We start from the raw sequence: 18,004 nt of genomic DNA, 5'->3' as shown, positions 1-18,004 counted from the left end.
TTTATTATCTCCCTTCTTGCCGCGCCAATAGTGAGCGGGATTTTTTCGAAAGGGATATTATCTTCATGCTTTAGTTTGTAAATAAGTTCCGCAATCTGAGGAAGCCTGAGTTTAACATTTGACATATCGTCAGGTGCTGTAAAAACATCCTCAGGGATACCGCTTCTAACAATACTGCCCTTGCTTAATATATAAAGCCTGTCAAGAAATAATGGGACGAGGTCGACGCTGTGTGTTGCCATAACTATGGTCACACTATTTTCTTTATTGAGCCTTCTCAAAAGTTTCATCATCTTATACTCGCCCATTGGGTCTAATCCTGCTGTTGGTTCATCAAGCAGTAAGATTTCATGGCCCATGGCTAAAAGCCCTGCGATGCACGCCCTTTTCCTCTGTCCAAAACTCAGGTTATGGACAGATTTCTTTTGAAGGCCTGTTAGTTCAACCTCATTTAGGGCACTTAATACCCTTCTTTCAACATCTCCAGTGTCAAGCCCCATATTTATAGGCCCAAATGCAACATCCTCAAAGAGCGTTGGCGCAAATAGCTGATCATCAGGATTCTGAAAGACAAGACCGATCTTTTTATATATCTGTTTTGGAGTGAGCCTTTTTATATCAGTTCCATCAAGATACACACTGCCGTCAAATCCCTTGAGAAGGCCGTCCATTACTTTAAGAATGCTTGTCTTGCCTGAGCCATTTGAGCCCAGTATACCGATGAATTCACCTTTTTTTATCCCGAGGTTTATATCAGACAGGGCTACCGTCCCGTCAGGATATTTAAAGGAGTGAATATTTACAGATAGTCTTATCTGACTACTGACTGCTGACTGCTGACTGCTTTTTATATCTTCCATACAAATCCCATTGCGGTTATAACTAAAACCGAGATAATAATCTCGGATGATTTGAAGGGCTTGTGTTTTAACATATGGATATTGCCATCATAGCCTCTCTGAACCATTGCTACTGTAATGTTCTGGCTGTGCTCAAATGCCTTGATTACAAGAGAGCCTGCCAATGTGCCGAAAGAGCTTAATCCCCTTTTGATGCTTGAATAGCCGAGCCTGTTTTTCTGTGCATTGTAAATAACCATTGCGTCCTCAAGGAGCACAAAGATATATCTGTATGCAAACATTAATATCTCTATAAAACCCTTCGGTACTCTAAACCACGACAGCCCTGCTATGATATCTGTAAAAGGCGTGGAAAATCCCAATACAGCGACAATGGACACTGCACTTATAATCCTGCTTGCAATCATCAAGCCGTCCATAAGTCCGTCTTTATATCCTGTTACAGTGAGAAGTGAGAAGTGAGAAGTAGGAAGTGAAATAGAAAATATAATATCCTTTCCTGAGAAAAAGAATTTCAGGAGGAGTACTATGGATGCAATAAAGATGGGTTCTGAAAACCTGAGAATAAAGACCTTTAATGGTACCCTCATCTTAATGCAGAAAAAGAGGCAGAGCAATGTCACAAGCAATGGAAGGACAAAGCCTTTATAACTTAAGACCATTGCAAGCATAATTAGGGAAACAAGGATTTTTACTCTTGCATCAATTTTTGAGAGAATATGTTCTTTTTTAAAGTATTCTGAAAATAGTTCCATCGTTGTTTCCACCTTCTGTTGTTTTCACCCTCCCCTTTATCCCCTCCCATCAAGGGAGGGGATTTTTTAGTTTCCTCTCCCCTTGTGGGAGAGGGTTAGGGTGAGGGGGATTTAAACTTAATTTTTTTCAGCCCGTAATTTTCTGCTCATCCCTCCTGATTTTTGGCGCTCTTTCAACCATAAGTATCCTCCAGTAATATCCGCCGATAAATCCACCAACTGTACCTGCAATGAGGAAGACAAAAAGGAGCAGGTCGCCTTGATCTGTATTTATAAACGGCTCTTTAGCCTCCCTCCCATGCTCCTTTGCGAACTTTTCGACAACAGTTTCATCCACACCAGGCCATTTCTCAGAGGCAGTAGTGTCAGTGAATAGTGAATAGTGAACAGTGAATAGCGCAAAAATTGTCAGAAAAAATATTCCACAACTTTTAACTTTTAACTTTGAAATTTGAAATTTCATATCGCCTCCTCTGCTTTGATCACCCGCATCTTTACAAGCAGGTCAGGACGCTTTTTATAAAGGAGTGTAACCATCCCAGCAGTCATTGCCCCCTCAAGTATTCCCAATGGAAGCTGCGTTGGTATAAAGGCAACCGCTATTTTCCAAAAGAGCGGCATAAAAGGCGAATCACCCCTTATACCCGAAGCAAGCTCAACAGATGTTGTAAGATATGTTGCCCAGTCAGCAAATAACCCTGCCATGAAACCTGCAATTGCCATGTTTATTTTCATAGAGCGCAATAGCTTGAATGTCAGGAAACCAGCGAATGAGCCCATCACGCCCATGGATACTATATCTGCTCCCCATGTGCTTAACCCACCATGTGCAAGAAAAAGCGCCTGAATGAGAAGCGCAACTGCTGTAATCAATATGCTGATAGCAGGTCCTACGAGTATCCCTGATATTCCTGTGCCGCATGGATGTGAGCATGTACCTGCTGTAGGCACTGGTATGGGCATGCATGAGATTATAAATACCACCGCTGCCATCAGTCCCACGAGTGGTTTGAACGAAAGGTCAACGGAGGAGAGCTTCTTAAGCCTGTACAATCCCCATGCCACAAAGGGGACAGCTATAACAGACCAGAACAATGCCCAGTTAAATGGCAATATCCCCTCTGAGATATGCATGGCATGGGCATCAGTGACAAGTGACAAGTGACAAGTGACAAGTGAGAGAACAAAAATAAAATAATTTTGAACTTTGAAATTTGAAATTTGAAATTTCATATTGCCTCCCTAAAACCTGTATGTTATTCCCGCAAGCACTGAAGAATCAGTTGCAGGCTTGTTAAGTCCGTGTTTGTAACCTATATCGAGATCCAAATTCTCGGATATAGAATACACCAGACCTCCCAGCACAAATGCGGGGTCTACCTTTGATGTCGTGCTGGGGTTTCTATCCATGCCTATATTTGCCACCAGCCTGAGTTTCTCTACAACTTCATATTCGGAAGCAAGGGATACATGCCAAAGGTTTACCCTGTCTCTGGGCTCCTTGCTGTTGTCATTCCTTTTGTACATGGCATTGAAATGCAGTGTTACAGGCTTTAGTTCCTGTGTGGCTACAAAAAACAGTCCATAGGTAGTCCTTCCGTTTCCGAGTCCTCTTCTTTTGCTGCCTGCCGGAAGGGTAATGCTCGGTTTTAAGGCAAGGCTTAATCCACTGTCCTCATTGTCGTAAAACTTCCATTTCAGTTCCAAAACCGTATCAGATATTCCGTCCTCTGATGTTGAAGTTGCAGGGGACTCACCAGTTTCATCTGTCTTTGTCCTTAGGTACTGATACGGAATACCGAGTATTAAATCCATGCTGTCGGTTAGTCCATATGCTATGGTTGCTGTTACTGTAGAGGTTTTCTGTGTTGTCCCGTCTTCTGCCTCCCGTGAACGCTCAAATCCCATCTCTATCTCTGTCTTGCCCTTTCCCTGCACCCCTGTGTCCTCGGTTACGAGGGGGTGAAGGGCATAACTTGTTCCTGCCATAAAAATAGTGATCACCGCCGATAATAAAATTCTTTTCAACATATTTTCTCCTTTTCATCGAGGTTTTTGGAATGAGAGGTCTTCCGGCTTCAGGCATTTTTAGCACCCAAAAATTTCGTTTTTTTTGCTATACCTTTCTACTCACCCACCTTCCCATCCCGATCTATCGGGACAGTGGCACTAAATTAGTCGTGAGTCTTTATTTCAAAATCTTAAATCTTTGACTCTCGACTATCGCCTTTTGACTATTGACTAAGTTTACTGGGCTTTCGTTCCTGTCACGGCTGCGTGACAGCAGGGGATTTTCACCCCTTTCCGCTTCGTCATTCCATGATTTACATTTTTTTCTTACTTCACTTCTTACTTCTCACTTCTTACTTCATAGTTACCATCTCCTTCCGTCATTTTTGCGTTTAAAAATTTTGGAGAGGGGTAGTGGGAATCGAACCCACATAGGAAGTTTTGGCCTCCTATATCTGGTTTTGCAGACCAGGCAGGACACCAGTCCCTTGCCCCTCAATCTTTGTTCAACACACCATCTTTAATAGTGCATTTACAATTGCCGCTGCTACAGGGCTTCCACCCTTTCTTCCCAATGATGTTATAAATGGATACTTCATATGTAAGAGAACCTCTTTTGACTCAACAGCCCTGACAAAGCCGACAGGCACACCGATTACAAGCTCAGGCTTGCAACCCTCATTCCGTATGAGTTTCATTGTCCTGTAGAGTGCGGTAGGTGCATTTCCTATCGCTATGATACCAATGCTGTTATTCTCTTTTAATGCCATCTCGATTCCCATCTCAGCCCTTGTCATGTTTAGTTCGGAGTTCGGAGTTCGGAGTTCGGGAGGTGTATTTTGAATATTACATATAACCCTGCCACCGCATCTTTCAAGTGCCATTTTATTTATCCCTGCCTCCACCATGTGGACATCAACGAGGATGTTCATTCCATTTTTTATTGCTCTTTTTCCTGCCTCCACGGCCTCTGGATGGAAACGCATATTTTTGGCGAAATCAAAATCTCCTGTAGCATGTATAACCCTTTTTACGATGGGCAGTTCAATATCCCTGAAGCCTGTCTCTCCAAGCTCCTCTGTGATTATCTCAAAGCTTTTCTCCTCTATCTCGTGAGGTTTGAGTATCTTAACCTCTTTGATGTCTTTCCTTGACCTTTCAAGGACGACCTTTGCAATGTTTTCATGCACGCCAAGGGGTTCGGTAAGGACAAACTCAATGTCGCTATATTTCTTCTGTGCTTCATTAATCATTTCTGTAATGTCTTCCTCAAAGTGTCTTCCTCTATAGAGAAAATAAGGGTGTATGATTACCTTTTTAGCGCCTTTTGAAACGCAGGCAGAAACACCCTCAAAAAAATCAGGTCTCCCAAACTGCAAAAACGCTACCTCTACAAAAGGTATATCCCCCATCTCCTTTACCATATAAGCCATATGTTTAAGTGTTTTGTTTGCTTCTGTTAGCCTGCTTCCGTGTCCTAAAAGTAGTATTGCGTCCATTATGTCTCCATAGAGAGCTTTATAAAGTTATTAGCCATATCGGGGTTTGAGCCAAAATGTATATGCACATAACTTGCGAGGGTGTTTTTAAACCTGTAGCCTTCATTATAAATATCCTGACCTCTTCTATCCTTCACAGAATAAGAAGTTGAGAAGTTGAGAAGTTGAGAAATTGAAGCGCTTTTAACTGCTATCCTTTTCCCCTCTTCCAAACTTCTTATCTTCTTATCTTCCGTCTTCTCAATTATCTCCGAATAATGAAACTCATGTCCTCTCAACCTATCCCCCCTTTTGCCCATGGTACAATCTTCTTTTAATTGAATCTCTCTATAACCAAGATTCACCCTTCCTTTTTTCATAGCTGTCTCAAAAGGAAATACCTGCGCCATCCTGTAGAAGTTCCCATCAAAGTCATAAATCCCTTTTGAGAGATACATCAGACCTCCACATTCAGCATAAAGTGGCTTCCCAGATAAAGCCCATGTGTGTATAGCTTTTAGCATTGATTCATTTCTGCTAAGGGCATGGGCATAAAGCTCTGGGTAACCACCACCAATATAGATGGCATCTACATTGTCTGGAATCTTTGTATCTGAAAGTGGGCTGAATGCGATAATCTCTGCCCCTGCCTCCTTCAAAAGGTCGAGATTATCCTCATAATAAAAGCAGAATGCCTTATCATAGGCAATGGCAATATTAAGTGACGAGTGACGAGTGACGGGTGACGAGTTTGCTGTTTGTAGTATACCTTCTTCCGCAGACTGTCTACTGATTTCGACAATCCTATCGACATCTATATACTTTAGCACCGCGCCTGCAAGCCTCTGTATGTTTTCATAGGTAATAGGTCTTTCCTCTGCCACCACAAGTCCCAGATGTCTTTCAGGGATTGAAAACTCAGTCTGTTTAGGCAGATATCCAAGCACTTTTACATTGGTGTATTCCTTTATTGCATCCGAGAGCATCCCAAGGTGCCTTTCACCAGCAACTCTGTTAAAGATAACGCCAGCGATATTAATTCTCTGGTCAAAGGTCGCAAAGCCTTTTACTAAAGCAGCAACGCTTTCTCCCATCGAATGGGCATCAACTATGAGCAATACAGGAAGCCCTAAAGTCTTTGCCACCGCCGCAGTAGATGCATCTCCTCCATCAAAAAGCCCCATCACACCTTCAACGATAGCTATATCTGCTTCCTTAGTATTTTTGTAAAAACACTCAACTACATAGTCCTTCCCGCACATCCATATATCGAGGTTCCTTGAAGGGCTTCCAGTAATAAGCCTGTGAAGTCCCGGGTCAATGAAATCAGGTCCCGCCTTAAAGGGTTGGACATTAAATCCTCTCTTTTTTAATGCCGCGAGAATCCCGATAGTTATAGTCGTCTTACCACATCCGCTATGGGTTCCAGCTATTAATAACCCTTTACACATTTAAACCTCTTGAATTATCTGAACTGCTTAATAGTCTGGATAGTTCTTTTATTAATGTCATATTATCTTTGTGTGATTTTACAGCAACCCTGATGTATCTGCTGTCAAGCCCTTTGAAGTTAGAGCAATCCCTCACAAGGATACCCTTCATTTTCAACCTGTCGTATATCTCTCGTGCATTATCTATCTTCAGCAGATAGAAATTAGCATCGGAAGGAGAAAACCCTATCCCCAATTTCTTGAAACCCTTTTCAAGGAATTTTTTCTCTACCTGTATCAGTCTGAATGTCTCATCTCTGTATATCCTGTCCTTAAGTGCTATCACTGCTGCCATCTGTGCAAGGCTGTTTACAGTCCATGGCTCTTTATACTTCTTTAATATCTCTATTAAATGTTGCGGAAATACACCGTATCCAATCCTCAAACCAGAAAGGGCATAAAACTTTGTCATTGACCTTAAGACAATGAGATAAGGATTATTCTGAACTTCATTTATTAAAGAATCTTCAGGGCAAAAGTCTATAAACGCCTCATCAATTATGAGCGTACATTTTAATTCCTTGGCTGCCTCTGTTATTTTCATAAGGCCATCTTTTTTCAATAATCTTCCTGTTGGGTTATTGGGGTTGCACAAGAATGCCATAGGAGTGATGGAGTGATGGAGTTTCACCATTGCGTTAATGAATTCGTCAGGGTCTATGTCAAAATTATTTTCCTTTTTTAACTCGCAACTCGTCACTCGTAACTCGTCACTGGCTTTGCATGCCCTTTCATATTCAGAAAAAGTCGGTGCAGGTATAAGAACCCTTTCAGGCCTTATCGCCCTTACGACAAGATATATCAACTCGGTGCTGCCATTGCCGCATATAATCGATTCAGGTTCTATATTGTGATGTTTTGCGATCTGTAATCTAAGCTTCTTTGCATCGGGGTCAGGGTAATTATGGAGATATTTCATGTGATTCCGTATCTCTGCCTTTGCATTTTTCGATACTCCGAGTGGATTTATGGATGCGCTAAAGTCCATTATCTTTCTTTCGTCTATGCCAAGCTCTTCTGCGAACTTATATATGTTGCCACCGTGAAGATCTGAGGACCTCATGTTAACCCCCTTACATATAAGATGACCATTGCAATCCAAAGGGCTAACAGGGATGCAACTCTTACTATGTTTATTGCTTCTTCAGATGCAGATAAATAATCCTTTACCCGTTCCATCCCTATAAAAGACTTATCCACTGTAACTCCTGCGTATTTTGATGGACCACCAAGCCTTACACCCAGTGACCCTGCAATGGCAGCCTCTGGAACACCACTATTGGGACTTGGGTGGTTTCTGCCATCGCGGAACATAATTTTTAGTGACCAGTGACCAGTGACCAGTGACCAGTTGAGGATAGATGATGCCATAACAATCAATATACCTGTTATTCTTGCAGGTATATAATTGGCAACATCATCGAGCCTTGCCGCTGCCCAGCCAAAATGCCTATATTTATCATTCTTATATCCAACCATTGAATCCATTGTGTTTATTGCCTTATATGTCATTGCAAGAGGAAGTCCTCCAATTGCGAAATAAAAAAGGGGTGCAATTATCCCGTCAGAGGCATTCTCTGCAAGGCTCTCGACCGTTGCCTTTAGAATACTCTTTTCATCGAGGCTATCTGTATCGCGGCCTACTATATTGCTTAATCTCGTCCTTGCACCCAAAAGATCTTTATCCCTTAGAGACCCTATAACAAGCCCTGCTGAATCTATAAGACCCTTTACAGAGATTGTGGTTGATATGAGATAAACAAGTAGCAAATAGGAAGTAAGAAGCAGGAAGTAAGAAGTATTCATGAGTAATAAAAAATAAGTTATAAACCATGTTAGCCAGAGGGTGACACAAACAATTATAACTACCAGAAGAATACCTTTAAATTTCTCAATTACTTCCCACTTTTTTTTCCCCACCCCCCACTTTCTCAGGATTTTCTCTGTTTTACTAATAGCCCATCCCATAATCCTCACAGGATGTGGAAGCCATTTTGGATCGCCGATGCATAAGTCAAGTATGAATGCGAGTATCAATAATGCGTATGGGTTAGAGAGCAGAGAATAAATGTCCTGAGCAGTCTCAACCATATCAACCCTTTATCAGGCCATCTATAAATTTCATATCTATAGTTCCCCTTAAGATTTCTGCCCATTTATTGAGGGCATCGTCCCTTAACTTTGAATAGTTCACAATTTCTTCTATGGGCATTAATCCTTTCTTTATCCTGATAGAATTTATGAGAGCCCGCCTGAATTGGTCATTGTCAAATATCCCATGGATATAAGTCCCCCAGCAGTTTCCCTTTATTGAACCGTCCAGTATCAGTGACGAGTTTGATGAAATTCTTTTTAGTCTGAATAAACCAGTTCCACCTTTACTTATTCCCATATGAATTTCATAGCCCTTTAAGGTATCTTCGCTCTGAACTCCTAACTCTGAACTCTTAACTAATGTTGCCTCCACCTGGCATGTCGTTTTGACCCTCTCAAAAATCGTCTCTATGTTTAGGAGCCCAAGGCCTTTGATTTCCTCGATGGAACTTTCAATACCGTAGGGGTCGTATATCCTTTCACCGAGCATCTGATAGCCGCCACAGATACCAATAAGCGGGATGCCCTTTTTTGCAGCACGTTTTATGCTTTCTTCTATCCCACTTTCTCGGAGGAAGAGGAGATCTTTTACAGTGTTCTTTGAACCAGGGATTATGACGAGGTCTGTATTCTCAATATCATCTTCCCTTAGTGAGTAGACCAGTTCAACATCAGGCTCGTATATAAAGGGATCAAAGTCAGTGAAGTTGGATATATGCTGTACCCTCACTACAACAATTTTTATAGTCTTGCATTTTGAAGTTTGCATTTTGAAGTTTGCATTTTGAAGTGACAGCCCGTCTTCTTCATGAAGCCAGAGTTCTCCCACATAGGGAACTACACCGATTACAGGCCTGCCTGTTTTTTCATATATCATAGTAAGTCCTGGTCTCAGGATTTCCATGTCACCGCGGAATTTATTGACAATAAATGCCTTTATATAATCAGCATCACCATCGAGGAGGCCGATAGTTCCGTAAAAGGATGCGAAGACTCCTCCCTTATCAATATCTCCAACAAGAATTACAGGCGCGTTTGTATAACGGGCAACCCTCATATTGACTACTTCATCATCGCTGAGATTTATCTCGGCAGGGCTTCCGGCACCCTCAACAATGATGAGGTCATATCTCTTTGATAATCTCTCATATGCCTGAGTTACAGCCATCCATGCCTCATTCTTGAATGCATAGTATTCCTGAGCCTTCATGTTCGAATGAACCCTGCCATTTAAAATCACCTGACAGCCAGAATCACCAGATGCCTTAAGGAGTATAGGGTTCATATCCACTGATGGCTCTATCCTCGCTGCCTCTGCCTGAAGTGCCTGTGCACGCCCAATCTCGCCGCCATCTTTTGTTACGAAAGAGTTCAGTGCCATGTTCTGTGCCTTGAAAGGTGCGACATTAATTCCCATATCCCTGAATATCCTGCAGAGACCTGCAACAATAAGGCTCTTTCCTACACCGGATCCAGTCCCCTGTATCATTAATGCCTTGGACATGGCCCTCCATTAATCAATCTTACAGATGCAAATCCATTTTCAGCATACTCGATGATATTCAGGCATCCATATTCCTGCTTTATCCTGTAAAAGTTCTTCGGTTCCACACCGAGGGCATCAAGTAAAATGATCCTGTTTACGCCGCCGTGGCCAACGAGCGTTATCTCCTCGCCTTTGTGCCTTGATATGATATCCTTCAGAGCAGGAATAACACGTTGTTGAAGCTCTCTGATTGTCTCTCCTCCACCAAATCTGAAATCAGTTAAATCCTCAGGTATGGGCTCTGGGATCTCCTCTGCTTTCAACCCTTCCCATTTTCCGAAAGAAAGCTCTCTGAAGGAAGGGTTAATAAATGAGCTGATATTCAATTTGTTTGCAATTAGTTCTGCGCCCTTTAAAGAACGCCTTAAATCACTCGAGTAAACAGCCCTGATGTCATATCTTGATAGGCAATCCGCTATTGCATAAAACTGGCTGATACCTGTCTCATCCATTTCGATATCCAGGTGTCCTGTGAATCTCCACTCGTTATGGTTGAGGATCTGTCCGTGTCTTATTAAATAAAGAGTTGTGACCATGCCAATACCAGTAATAAGAAAAATATTTCTGTAACCTCACTGATTGCACCGAGTGTATCTCCGTTAAGTCCGCCAAATTTTCTATTGAAGAAACTGACCCATGCGAGACAGAAAAAATACATTGTTACCAGTAAAACTGCATAAAAGACATACTGACTATCCGGCGTATAACGGATGAACAATATCTGCAACAACATTATTAATAGGAAAAGTATCAGGGTAGAAATTGCAATTTCTTTAAGGCTGATTCGATTTATGAAAATCCTTCCAAGCCCTTCTTCTCTCGATGGCTTGCCATGAAACATTGATATGCCCATGGTCCATTTTGGCAGCACCGGCATCAGGAGAAGAGATGAATAGTAAGCGAACAATGGAAAATGAGATAGATTCTTCAAAGAGAGATATTTTATAGCCAGTGCAAAGACTATTGCTATTACACCGATGGGCCCTATTGTGCTATCCTTCATTACTGCGAGTCTCTTTTCTCTGTCTTTTTCGCTATCTCCGCTTGATTTAATTGCGATAGCATCAAAGGTGTCAGCAAGTCCATCGAGGTGAAAACCGCCATTGGACAGAACAAGTACAAGCAGGATTATCCCTGTAACAAGGTCGGGGTGAAAGACCAGGCCAGAAATATAGTCTGTAGCTATAAGCAATATGCCCTGGAAAAAACCAACTATGACAAAGGCAGATGAGCTTTTTGCAATATCGTCCTTATCAACAGCCATACTGTTCTTGACTGGTATTATCGTTAGAAATTGAAATGCGGTTAATATACTTTTCATTTTTTAACTCTTAACTATAAACTATAAACTTTAAACTTTTTCTGATACCCCTGCCTCTCCGAATGTCGCCATCTCCCTGTATATCTTCAGCCCTGCCTCAACTATGAGCATTGCGAGGGCAGCGCCCGTGCCTTCGCCGAGCCTTAAATCAAGGTCAAGAATTGGCCTTAATCCAATCTTCTCAAGCATTGCTTTATGGCCTATCTCAACTGAATTGTGAGCTGCAAACATATAATCCTTAGTCTTTGGCTCAAGACAATATGCTATTAGCGCACCTGCGGTTGATATAAACCCATCGATAACAACAGGAATCCTGTTTGAAGCTGCGCCGATGATTAAGCCCGCAATGCCTCCAATCTCAGCGCCTCCAACTTTTGAAAGCACATCTACAGGGTCTGACAGGGCAGGTTTATTTACAGAGATTGCATCCTCGATCACCTTAATCTTATTTCTCAATACATCATCCCCTATCCCTGTGCCTCTCCCTGTGACCTCACTTACAGGTCTGCCTGTTAGCACTGCTGCTATTGCAGAGGATGGTGTTGTATTGGCAATGCCCATGTCCCCTGTCCCGAAGATCTTATAACCCTTCTTTGCATATTCGTTAGCAAGCTCGATACCGAGATCAATGCATTTAATAGCCTCATGTTTTGCCATGGCAGGCCCTTTTCTGATATTCCTTGTCCCCATGACGACTTTTTTTAAAACAAGGCCATCCACATTGCCAAAATCATAATCAACCCCGATGTCCACGACCACAACCTCTGACCCTGCATGTCTCGCAAGTACATTTATTCCAGCGCCACCATTAAGAAAATTGAATACCATCTGCCTTGTAACCTCTTTCGGATAGGCTGATACACCCTCTTCTGCAACACCGTGATCTCCAGCAAAAGTAAATATGACTTTTTTATCGAGCACAGGCATAGCATTTTCTGCGATTGCTACAAGCCTTTTTGCGAACTCCTCAAGCCTCCCGAGGCTGCCGGGGGGTTTTGTGAGATTGTCGAGATGGCTCTGGGCCTGTTCAATAAATTTGCCGTTAATAGAAGTTATCCTCGATAAAACTGTTTCTAATTCCATAGCTCCTCCCAAATATTTAGTTAGTTCAAGATTGTTCAAAATAGTTCAACAGTGTTCAAGTAATAAATTCAATTTTGAACAAATTTAAACAACATTGAACTATTTTGGGCCTTTAATTTTTAAAGGTATTCCTGCAATTACCATATACGCCTCGTCCGCTACCTTTGCAATCTTCTGATTAAAAAAACCAGCCATGTCCCTGAACTTTCTTGCGAGATCATTGTCAGGCACAATGCCCATGCCAACCTCGTTTGAGACAATAAATATTGTAGGGGCGGGCATTGGTCCGCCCTTTGATATATTCGATTTTTTATTGGGCAGGGCAAGCCCTGCCCCTACATCCGTTAAAACGTCTATAAGGGCATTAATCGTCTCTGTTACACTCAAACCAGTATGCATTAAATTTGACAGCCACAATGTGAGGCAATCTATAATGATCACGCTATATTTGCCTTCTATCTCTTTAATCACCTCAGCAATCTTCAATGGCTCTTCGTATGTAATCCACTTATCGCCCCTCTGACGCTTATGTTCTTCTATCCTCTGGCGCATCTCTTCATCGAGTGCTTCTGCAGTTGCAATGTATGCCTTTTTGCCTGAGACCTTTGAGGCCTCTTTAAGGGCAAATGCGCTCTTGCCGTTTCTTGTACCGCCAGTGATAAAAATTATTTTCTTTTTTGGTGCGACTTTCATACAGTTACCTCTGTCTTCGTCATTATGCCCATTAAAATAAAAAATCCTCAGAACCCAACAAGGATTCTGAGGATTGCACCCTGATTTACTTCATCCCCACCTTCCTCCGAGGGAAGGCATTTAAATAGTCTTTAGTCGATGTCTTTTGACTATTGACTAATGACTATCGACTGTCGTTCTCAGGCAGGTCTTCTGGCTCTCCCGACTTTTACCAGCCTTCCCATCCCCAAGCTTCGGGACAGTGGCACACTATAGTGTAAAAGCATTTACTCTAACTGCAGCGTTAGAGTCGGGATTACAGCGGCGGGACCGCTCCCGTCTTTCACGGGATTCCCTTTTAAACCCGGTTCGGGTACCTGACGTAAAAAATTATACTCTATCGGCCTTATAAAAAGTCAATTAAATTATAATTCAATCCTGTGAAGCTTCATGAAATTTGTTTTTCCTCCGAGGGTAAGAGGTGAGCTTGCTATTATCACAATCGAGTCCCCGCGCCTGGCAAGCCCCTTTTTTAAAAGTGCCTTTTCAACCTCAATGAACATCTCATCAGTGCTGCTCAGGGGTTTCATTATATAAGGGATCACTCCCCAATATAGAGCCATTCTTTTACAGATATCCTCCCTTGTGGTAAAGGCTATCACAGGCACAGGGGGTCTGAATTTTGAGGCAAGAAGTGCTGTAAACCCTGAGTGTGTGAAGGCAACAAGGGCTTTTGCCTTTATATCTGCGGATGCCCTGCAAGCTGTATCAGCCACTGCTTCTGAAAACTTTCCCGTGGTAGCGAGCAGTGGACTCTGAATGCTCTCCCCTTTTGCCTCTGTGTAGCGGATAATTCTGTCCATCATCTTTAAAGCATCAATCGGGTATTTACCAGTAGCGGTTTCAGCAGAGAGCATAAGTGCATCTGTACCGTCAAGCACTGCATTTGCAACATCAGTTGCCTCAGCCCTTGTTGGCCTCATGTGTTCCGTCATAGACTCAAGCATCTGAGTCGCTGTAATTACAGGTTTCATTGCCCTGTTGGCCTTTTGAATCAAGGCTTTCTGTATGATTGGTACTTCTTCTGGAGAAACTTCAACACCAAGGTCTCCCCTCGCTACCATCAGACCATCCGAGGCATCGAGGATTCCATCTATGTTCTCAAGGGCCTGAGGTTTTTCTATTTTTGCAATTACAGGCACTGTTGCGTTATGTCTTTTCAGCCAGCCCTTTACCTGTTCGATGTCTTCTTTTGAACGGACAAAGGACATAGCGATGTAATCCACACCCATACTGAGGCCAAAAGCAAGGTCTTCCTTATCTTTTTCTGTAAAGGTGGAGGCTGAAATTCTGATTCCAGGAAGGTTCACTCCTTTTTTTTCTTTGAGAAGGCCGCCCTCAATAACCCTTGCTTTGATGCCGTCCTTAGATTTTTTGATGACCTTTAGTTGAAGAAGTCCATCATCCATAAGGATTCTGTCTCCTGGTTGCGCATCCTTAATAATATAAGGATACGATATTGGTATTGTCTTTTCATCGCCCTCTATATCTTTTGGTGATATAACAACAGGCGTGTCTTTTCTGAGGAGGATCGAGCCGCCTTTGAGGGAACCAACCCTTATCTTTAATCCTCTCAGGTCCTGTAAAATGGCAACTGTGTGATTATGTTTTTCTGCCTCTTCCCTCAGGGTCTCAAATACCTTCTTATGCCATTCATGGGTTCCGTAAGAGAAATTCAGGCGTGCAACATTCATCCCTGCTTTTATGAGCTGGCGGATTGTACTTTTACTGCTGCTTGAAGGCCCGATGGTGCAGACGATTTTAACTTTGCGCATGGTATTTTCCACAAATATTAATTGTTGCCCTCCAACTTTATTTCTGATACCTGAACATTAGAACAGTTTCTAAGAGGTATTGGGCCTTCCACCCCGCTTACCCATTTTATGTGCCTTTCATCTCCCCTTTCTTTGAAATCTGAGCGGAAGTGTGCCCCTATGCTTCCTTCCCTCATGAGGGCTGCCTCTGTTATGATTTTTGCGGTAGTGAGCATATTTTTTAGTTCCAGCTCTCTCCTCTGGAGGAAATCCGCATTAAGGATAAAGTCCCATTCCTCAAGACGCTTCTTTGCGATGCTCAGGGATTCTTTGCATCTTATTATTCCAACCTTTTCCCACATAAGGCGCCTGAGGGAATTCCTTATCTTCTCAGCATCAAACACTTTTGAAGGTGGTCTCAATTCATAGGATACACGGGAGGGTTTTTGCTTCCCTGAATTGTTTACATAATCGGCAGCGGCTTTTCCTGCCCTTGCGCCATAGACAAGTCCTTCAAGTAGACTGTTGCTGGCAAGGCGGTTTGCTCCATGGACACCCGTGCATGCAACCTCTCCAGCAGCAAATAGGCCTTTGATATTGGTGGCTCCATTAAGGTCGGTCTTAACCCCGCCCATCACATAATGGGCCGCAGGGGAGACAGGAATCAAGTCCTCGGTTATATCTATATCGTATTGAAGGCATGTGGAATAAATTCTCGGAAAACGCTTTTTAATAAAATCGGCACTGAGATGGGTGAGGTCGAGATAAACATGTTTTGCCTTTGTCCTCACCATTTCTGATACTGTGGCCCTTGCCACGATGTCCCTCGGTGCAAGCTCTGCCATTGGATGATACCTGTGCATAAAACGCTCTCTGTTTATGTTTTTTAAAACTGCTCCTTCGCCTCGCATAGCCTCGCTCAGAAGAAACTGAGGCGCAGATGGAAAATAAAGACATGTAGGATGGAACTGAACAAACTCCATGTCCTCAAGCACAGCGCCTGCCCTGTAAGCAATAGCCATTCCGTCACCTGTGGCAATAGGCGGGTTTGTCGTCCTTGAATAGAGTTGCCCGGCGCCGCCAGTTGCAAGGACAACGGCCTTTGAGTAAATGGCGATGAGCTTGCCTCCCCTGAGTACAAAAGCACCAACACATTGTCCATCTCGTAAAGTCGAGTCTCCGACTTCTACAATCAAATCAAGGGTAAATGCAAAGTCGTATCTTGAGATGGTTGGCAGTGTTTTAACTTTGGCAATGAGAACCCTTTCAAGCTCGCGGCCTGTAGCATCGCCATGGGCATGGAGGATTCTTCGCCTTGAGTGAGCAGCTTCCTTTGTGAAAGCGAGTTTACTGCCAACCTTATCGAACTGGGCTCCCCATGAAATAAGTTCACGGATGACTTCCGGGCCTTCTTCCACAAGCACCTTGACTGCTTCTTTTTTACAGAGCCCATCGCCTGCCTTTAGAGTGTCCTCGTAATGAATGCCCACTTCGTCCTCATCGCTGAGTGCAACTGCAATTCCACCCTGGGCATATTCTGTACTGCTTTCAGTTGGTCTGTCTTTGGTCAGGACAAGAACCCTGCCATGGGGTGCTAACTCTATAGCTGCCCTCAGGCCTGCTACACCGCCACCGATTACGAGAAAATCTGTTTTCTTTATTTGTTGCTTCATAAAGCAATATAAAGAATTTATAGGGTGTTGTCAAATCAAGTAGCGCAAGAGTTAACAGTCTCCCCTCAAAATAGAGATAGGGAAAGTGCGTTTGCGGTAGTATTGACAAATTTTTGGTTAATAGGGTAATTTTAATAGTTGTTCTTTGAAAACAAAAAGTGCACGGCTCTTATATTCATTTTGAGAGTTTGATCCTGGCTCAGAACGAACGCTGGCGGCGTGCCTAACACATGCAAGTCGGACGGGCCGGTGCGGAGCACCGAGAGGAATAGGTCTTATAAGTCCTATAGGACTTATTCTTTTCGATGCTTCGCATCGGTCAGTGGCGGACGGGTGAGTAACACGTAGGAAACCTACCCTTAAGAGGGGGATAATGCCGAGAAATCGGCACTAATACCCTATAAGACCACGTACTGGGATGTTCGTGGTAAAAGTCCCGAGCAATCGGGACGCTTAAGGATGGGCCTGCGGCCTATCAGGTAGTTGGTGGGGTAAAGGCCCACCAAGCCTAAGACGGGTAGCCGGACTGAGAGGTTGGACGGCCACACTGGAACTGAGAAACGGTCCAGACTCCTACGGGAGGCAGCAGTGGGGAATTTTGCGCAATGGGCGAAAGCCTGACGCAGCGACGCCGCGTGGGGGAAGAAGGCCTTCGGGTTGTAAACTCCTTTCGTGAGGGAAAAAGTCCCGAGCAATCGGGATGATGGTACCTCAGGAAGAAGCCACGGCTAACTCTGTGCCAGCAGCCGCGGTAAGACAGAGGTGGCGAGCGTTGTTCGGATTTACTGGGCTTAAAGGGCGTGTAGGCGTTCTGACAAGTCAGATGTGGAATTTTTCTGCTTAACGGAGAAAATGCATCTGAAACTGTTGGGATTGAGTCAGGCAGGGGAGGGCGGAATTCCTGGTGTAGCGGTGAAATGCGTAGATATCAGGAGGAAGGCCTGTGACGAAGGTGGCTCTCTGGGCCATGACTGACGCTGAGGCGCGAAAGCGTGGGGAGCAAACAGGATTAGATACCCTGGTAGTCCACGCCCTAAACGGTGGGCATTAGGTGTATTACGAGTTATCGTAATGTGCCGAAGGGAAACCATTAAATGCCCCGCCTGGGGAGTACGGCCGCAAGGTTGAAACTCAAAGGAATTGACGGGGGCCCGCACAAGCGGTGGAGCATGTGGTTTAATTCGACGCTACGCGAAGAACCTTACCTG

Annotated in this window: 16 protein-coding genes, 1 tRNA gene, 1 rRNA gene and 2 riboswitches; of the genes, 1 reads left to right on the top strand and 17 read right to left on the bottom strand. The window is 43.5% G+C overall.

Annotated features, from left to right (window positions below):
• The 17 genes from HZC12_05280 to nadB all read right to left on the bottom strand — a co-directional run.
• A partial coding sequence (locus HZC12_05280; protein ID MBI5026135.1) for an ATP-binding cassette domain-containing protein occupies positions 1–815 on the bottom strand: 815 nt, incomplete at its 3' end.
• A 32-nt stretch (positions 816–847) separates the two neighbouring features.
• Positions 848–1,615: a cobalt ECF transporter T component CbiQ gene (cbiQ, locus tag HZC12_05275; protein MBI5026134.1), complete on the bottom strand. Its 768-nt coding sequence runs from the start codon at positions 1,613–1,615 to the stop codon at positions 848–850.
• A gap of 127 nt (positions 1,616–1,742) precedes the next feature.
• Positions 1,743–2,036, bottom strand: coding sequence for a cobalt transporter (locus HZC12_05270; protein MBI5026133.1), 294 nt, complete (start codon positions 2,034–2,036; stop codon positions 1,743–1,745).
• A 38-nt stretch (positions 2,037–2,074) separates the two neighbouring features.
• Positions 2,075–2,848, bottom strand: coding sequence for an energy-coupling factor ABC transporter permease (locus HZC12_05265; GenBank protein MBI5026132.1), 774 nt, complete (start codon positions 2,846–2,848; stop codon positions 2,075–2,077).
• A 9-nt stretch (positions 2,849–2,857) separates the two neighbouring features.
• Positions 2,858–3,646, bottom strand: coding sequence for a transporter (locus HZC12_05260; GenBank protein ID MBI5026131.1), 789 nt, complete (start codon positions 3,644–3,646; stop codon positions 2,858–2,860).
• Between the two features lie 36 nt (positions 3,647–3,682).
• A riboswitch (cobalamin riboswitch) is annotated at positions 3,683–3,921 on the bottom strand.
• A gap of 106 nt (positions 3,922–4,027) precedes the next feature.
• Positions 4,028–4,122 (bottom strand) — tRNA-OTHER (locus HZC12_05255).
• 9 nt (positions 4,123–4,131) lie between these two features.
• The gene (locus HZC12_05250) at positions 4,132–4,878 is read right to left on the bottom strand and encodes a precorrin-8X methylmutase (protein ID MBI5026130.1); all 747 of its coding nucleotides are present in this window, start codon (positions 4,876–4,878) and stop codon (positions 4,132–4,134) included.
• Positions 4,879–5,123: 245 nt separating this feature from the next.
• The gene (locus tag HZC12_05245; GenBank protein ID MBI5026129.1) at positions 5,124–6,554 is read right to left on the bottom strand and encodes a cobyrinate a,c-diamide synthase; all 1,431 of its coding nucleotides are present in this window, start codon (positions 6,552–6,554) and stop codon (positions 5,124–5,126) included.
• Entirely contained in the window at positions 6,547–7,656 is a 1,110-nt protein-coding gene (locus HZC12_05240; protein MBI5026128.1) for a threonine-phosphate decarboxylase, read from the bottom strand. Before HZC12_05240 ends, HZC12_05245 begins: the two co-directional genes overlap by 8 nt.
• On the bottom strand, positions 7,653–8,684 hold the full coding sequence (cobD, locus tag HZC12_05235) for a cobalamin biosynthesis protein CobD (GenBank protein ID MBI5026127.1): 1,032 nt from the start codon (positions 8,682–8,684) through the stop codon (positions 7,653–7,655). Before cobD ends, HZC12_05240 begins: the two co-directional genes overlap by 4 nt.
• Position 8,685: 1 nt before the next feature.
• The gene (locus HZC12_05230; GenBank protein ID MBI5026126.1) at positions 8,686–10,191 is read right to left on the bottom strand and encodes a cobyric acid synthase; all 1,506 of its coding nucleotides are present in this window, start codon (positions 10,189–10,191) and stop codon (positions 8,686–8,688) included.
• Entirely contained in the window at positions 10,176–10,769 is a 594-nt protein-coding gene (locus tag HZC12_05225) for a histidine phosphatase family protein (protein ID MBI5026125.1), read from the bottom strand. Before HZC12_05225 ends, HZC12_05230 begins: the two co-directional genes overlap by 16 nt.
• Positions 10,748–11,554, bottom strand: a complete 807-nt coding sequence (gene cobS, locus HZC12_05220) for an adenosylcobinamide-GDP ribazoletransferase (GenBank protein ID MBI5026124.1) — start codon at positions 11,552–11,554, stop codon at positions 10,748–10,750. The genes HZC12_05225 and cobS overlap by 22 nt, the downstream gene beginning before the upstream one ends.
• 30 nt (positions 11,555–11,584) lie before the next feature.
• Positions 11,585–12,637, bottom strand: a complete 1,053-nt coding sequence (cobT, locus tag HZC12_05215; protein MBI5026123.1) for a nicotinate-nucleotide--dimethylbenzimidazole phosphoribosyltransferase — start codon at positions 12,635–12,637, stop codon at positions 11,585–11,587.
• A 99-nt stretch (positions 12,638–12,736) separates the two neighbouring features.
• Complete coding sequence (gene cobU, locus HZC12_05210) at positions 12,737–13,330, bottom strand: bifunctional adenosylcobinamide kinase/adenosylcobinamide-phosphate guanylyltransferase (protein ID MBI5026122.1); 594 nt, start codon at positions 13,328–13,330, stop codon at positions 12,737–12,739.
• A 164-nt stretch (positions 13,331–13,494) separates the two neighbouring features.
• Positions 13,495–13,705: riboswitch (cobalamin riboswitch) on the bottom strand.
• A gap of 29 nt (positions 13,706–13,734) precedes the next feature.
• Positions 13,735–15,144 (bottom strand): pyruvate kinase, encoded by a 1,410-nt coding sequence (gene pyk, locus HZC12_05205; protein MBI5026121.1) that lies wholly within the window; start codon positions 15,142–15,144, stop codon positions 13,735–13,737.
• A 17-nt stretch (positions 15,145–15,161) separates the two neighbouring features.
• Positions 15,162–16,796 (bottom strand): L-aspartate oxidase, encoded by a 1,635-nt coding sequence (gene nadB, locus HZC12_05200; GenBank protein ID MBI5026120.1) that lies wholly within the window; start codon positions 16,794–16,796, stop codon positions 15,162–15,164.
• A gap of 180 nt (positions 16,797–16,976) precedes the next feature.
• On the opposite strand from nadB, the gene HZC12_05195 reads away from it, so the two are divergent.
• Positions 16,977–18,004, top strand: a 16S ribosomal RNA gene (locus HZC12_05195); the annotation flags it as partial.

Source organism: Nitrospirota bacterium (assembly GCA_016214385.1).
Taxonomy (GTDB): domain Bacteria; phylum Nitrospirota; class Thermodesulfovibrionia; order UBA6902; family JACROP01; genus JACROP01.
This window is presented reverse-complemented; position numbering and strand designations above follow the sequence as displayed.

Bases quoted from the DNA above. Each gene is read 5' to 3' on its own strand.
- cbiQ (MBI5026134.1), bottom strand. From the start codon at position 1,615: ATGGAACTATTTTCAGAATACTTTAAAAAAGAACATATTCTCTCAAAA.
- HZC12_05265 (MBI5026132.1), bottom strand. From the start codon at position 2,848: ATGAAATTTCAAATTTCAAATTTCAAAGTTCAAAATTATTTTATTTTT.
- HZC12_05260 (MBI5026131.1), bottom strand. From the start codon at position 3,646: ATGTTGAAAAGAATTTTATTATCGGCGGTGATCACTATTTTTATGGCA.
- HZC12_05250 (MBI5026130.1), bottom strand. From the start codon at position 4,878: ATGATTAATGAAGCACAGAAGAAATATAGCGACATTGAGTTTGTCCTT.
- HZC12_05245 (MBI5026129.1), bottom strand. From the start codon at position 6,554: ATGTGTAAAGGGTTATTAATAGCTGGAACCCATAGCGGATGTGGTAAG.
- HZC12_05240 (MBI5026128.1), bottom strand. From the start codon at position 7,656: ATGAGGTCCTCAGATCTTCACGGTGGCAACATATATAAGTTCGCAGAA.
- cobD (MBI5026127.1), bottom strand. From the start codon at position 8,684: ATGGTTGAGACTGCTCAGGACATTTATTCTCTGCTCTCTAACCCATAC.
- HZC12_05230 (MBI5026126.1), bottom strand. From the start codon at position 10,191: ATGTCCAAGGCATTAATGATACAGGGGACTGGATCCGGTGTAGGAAAG.
- HZC12_05225 (MBI5026125.1), bottom strand. From the start codon at position 10,769: ATGGTCACAACTCTTTATTTAATAAGACACGGACAGATCCTCAACCAT.
- cobS (MBI5026124.1), bottom strand. From the start codon at position 11,554: ATGAAAAGTATATTAACCGCATTTCAATTTCTAACGATAATACCAGTC.
- cobT (MBI5026123.1), bottom strand. From the start codon at position 12,637: ATGGAATTAGAAACAGTTTTATCGAGGATAACTTCTATTAACGGCAAA.
- cobU (MBI5026122.1), bottom strand. From the start codon at position 13,330: ATGAAAGTCGCACCAAAAAAGAAAATAATTTTTATCACTGGCGGTACA.
- pyk (MBI5026121.1), bottom strand. From the start codon at position 15,144: ATGCGCAAAGTTAAAATCGTCTGCACCATCGGGCCTTCAAGCAGCAGT.
- nadB (MBI5026120.1), bottom strand. From the start codon at position 16,796: ATGAAGCAACAAATAAAGAAAACAGATTTTCTCGTAATCGGTGGCGGT.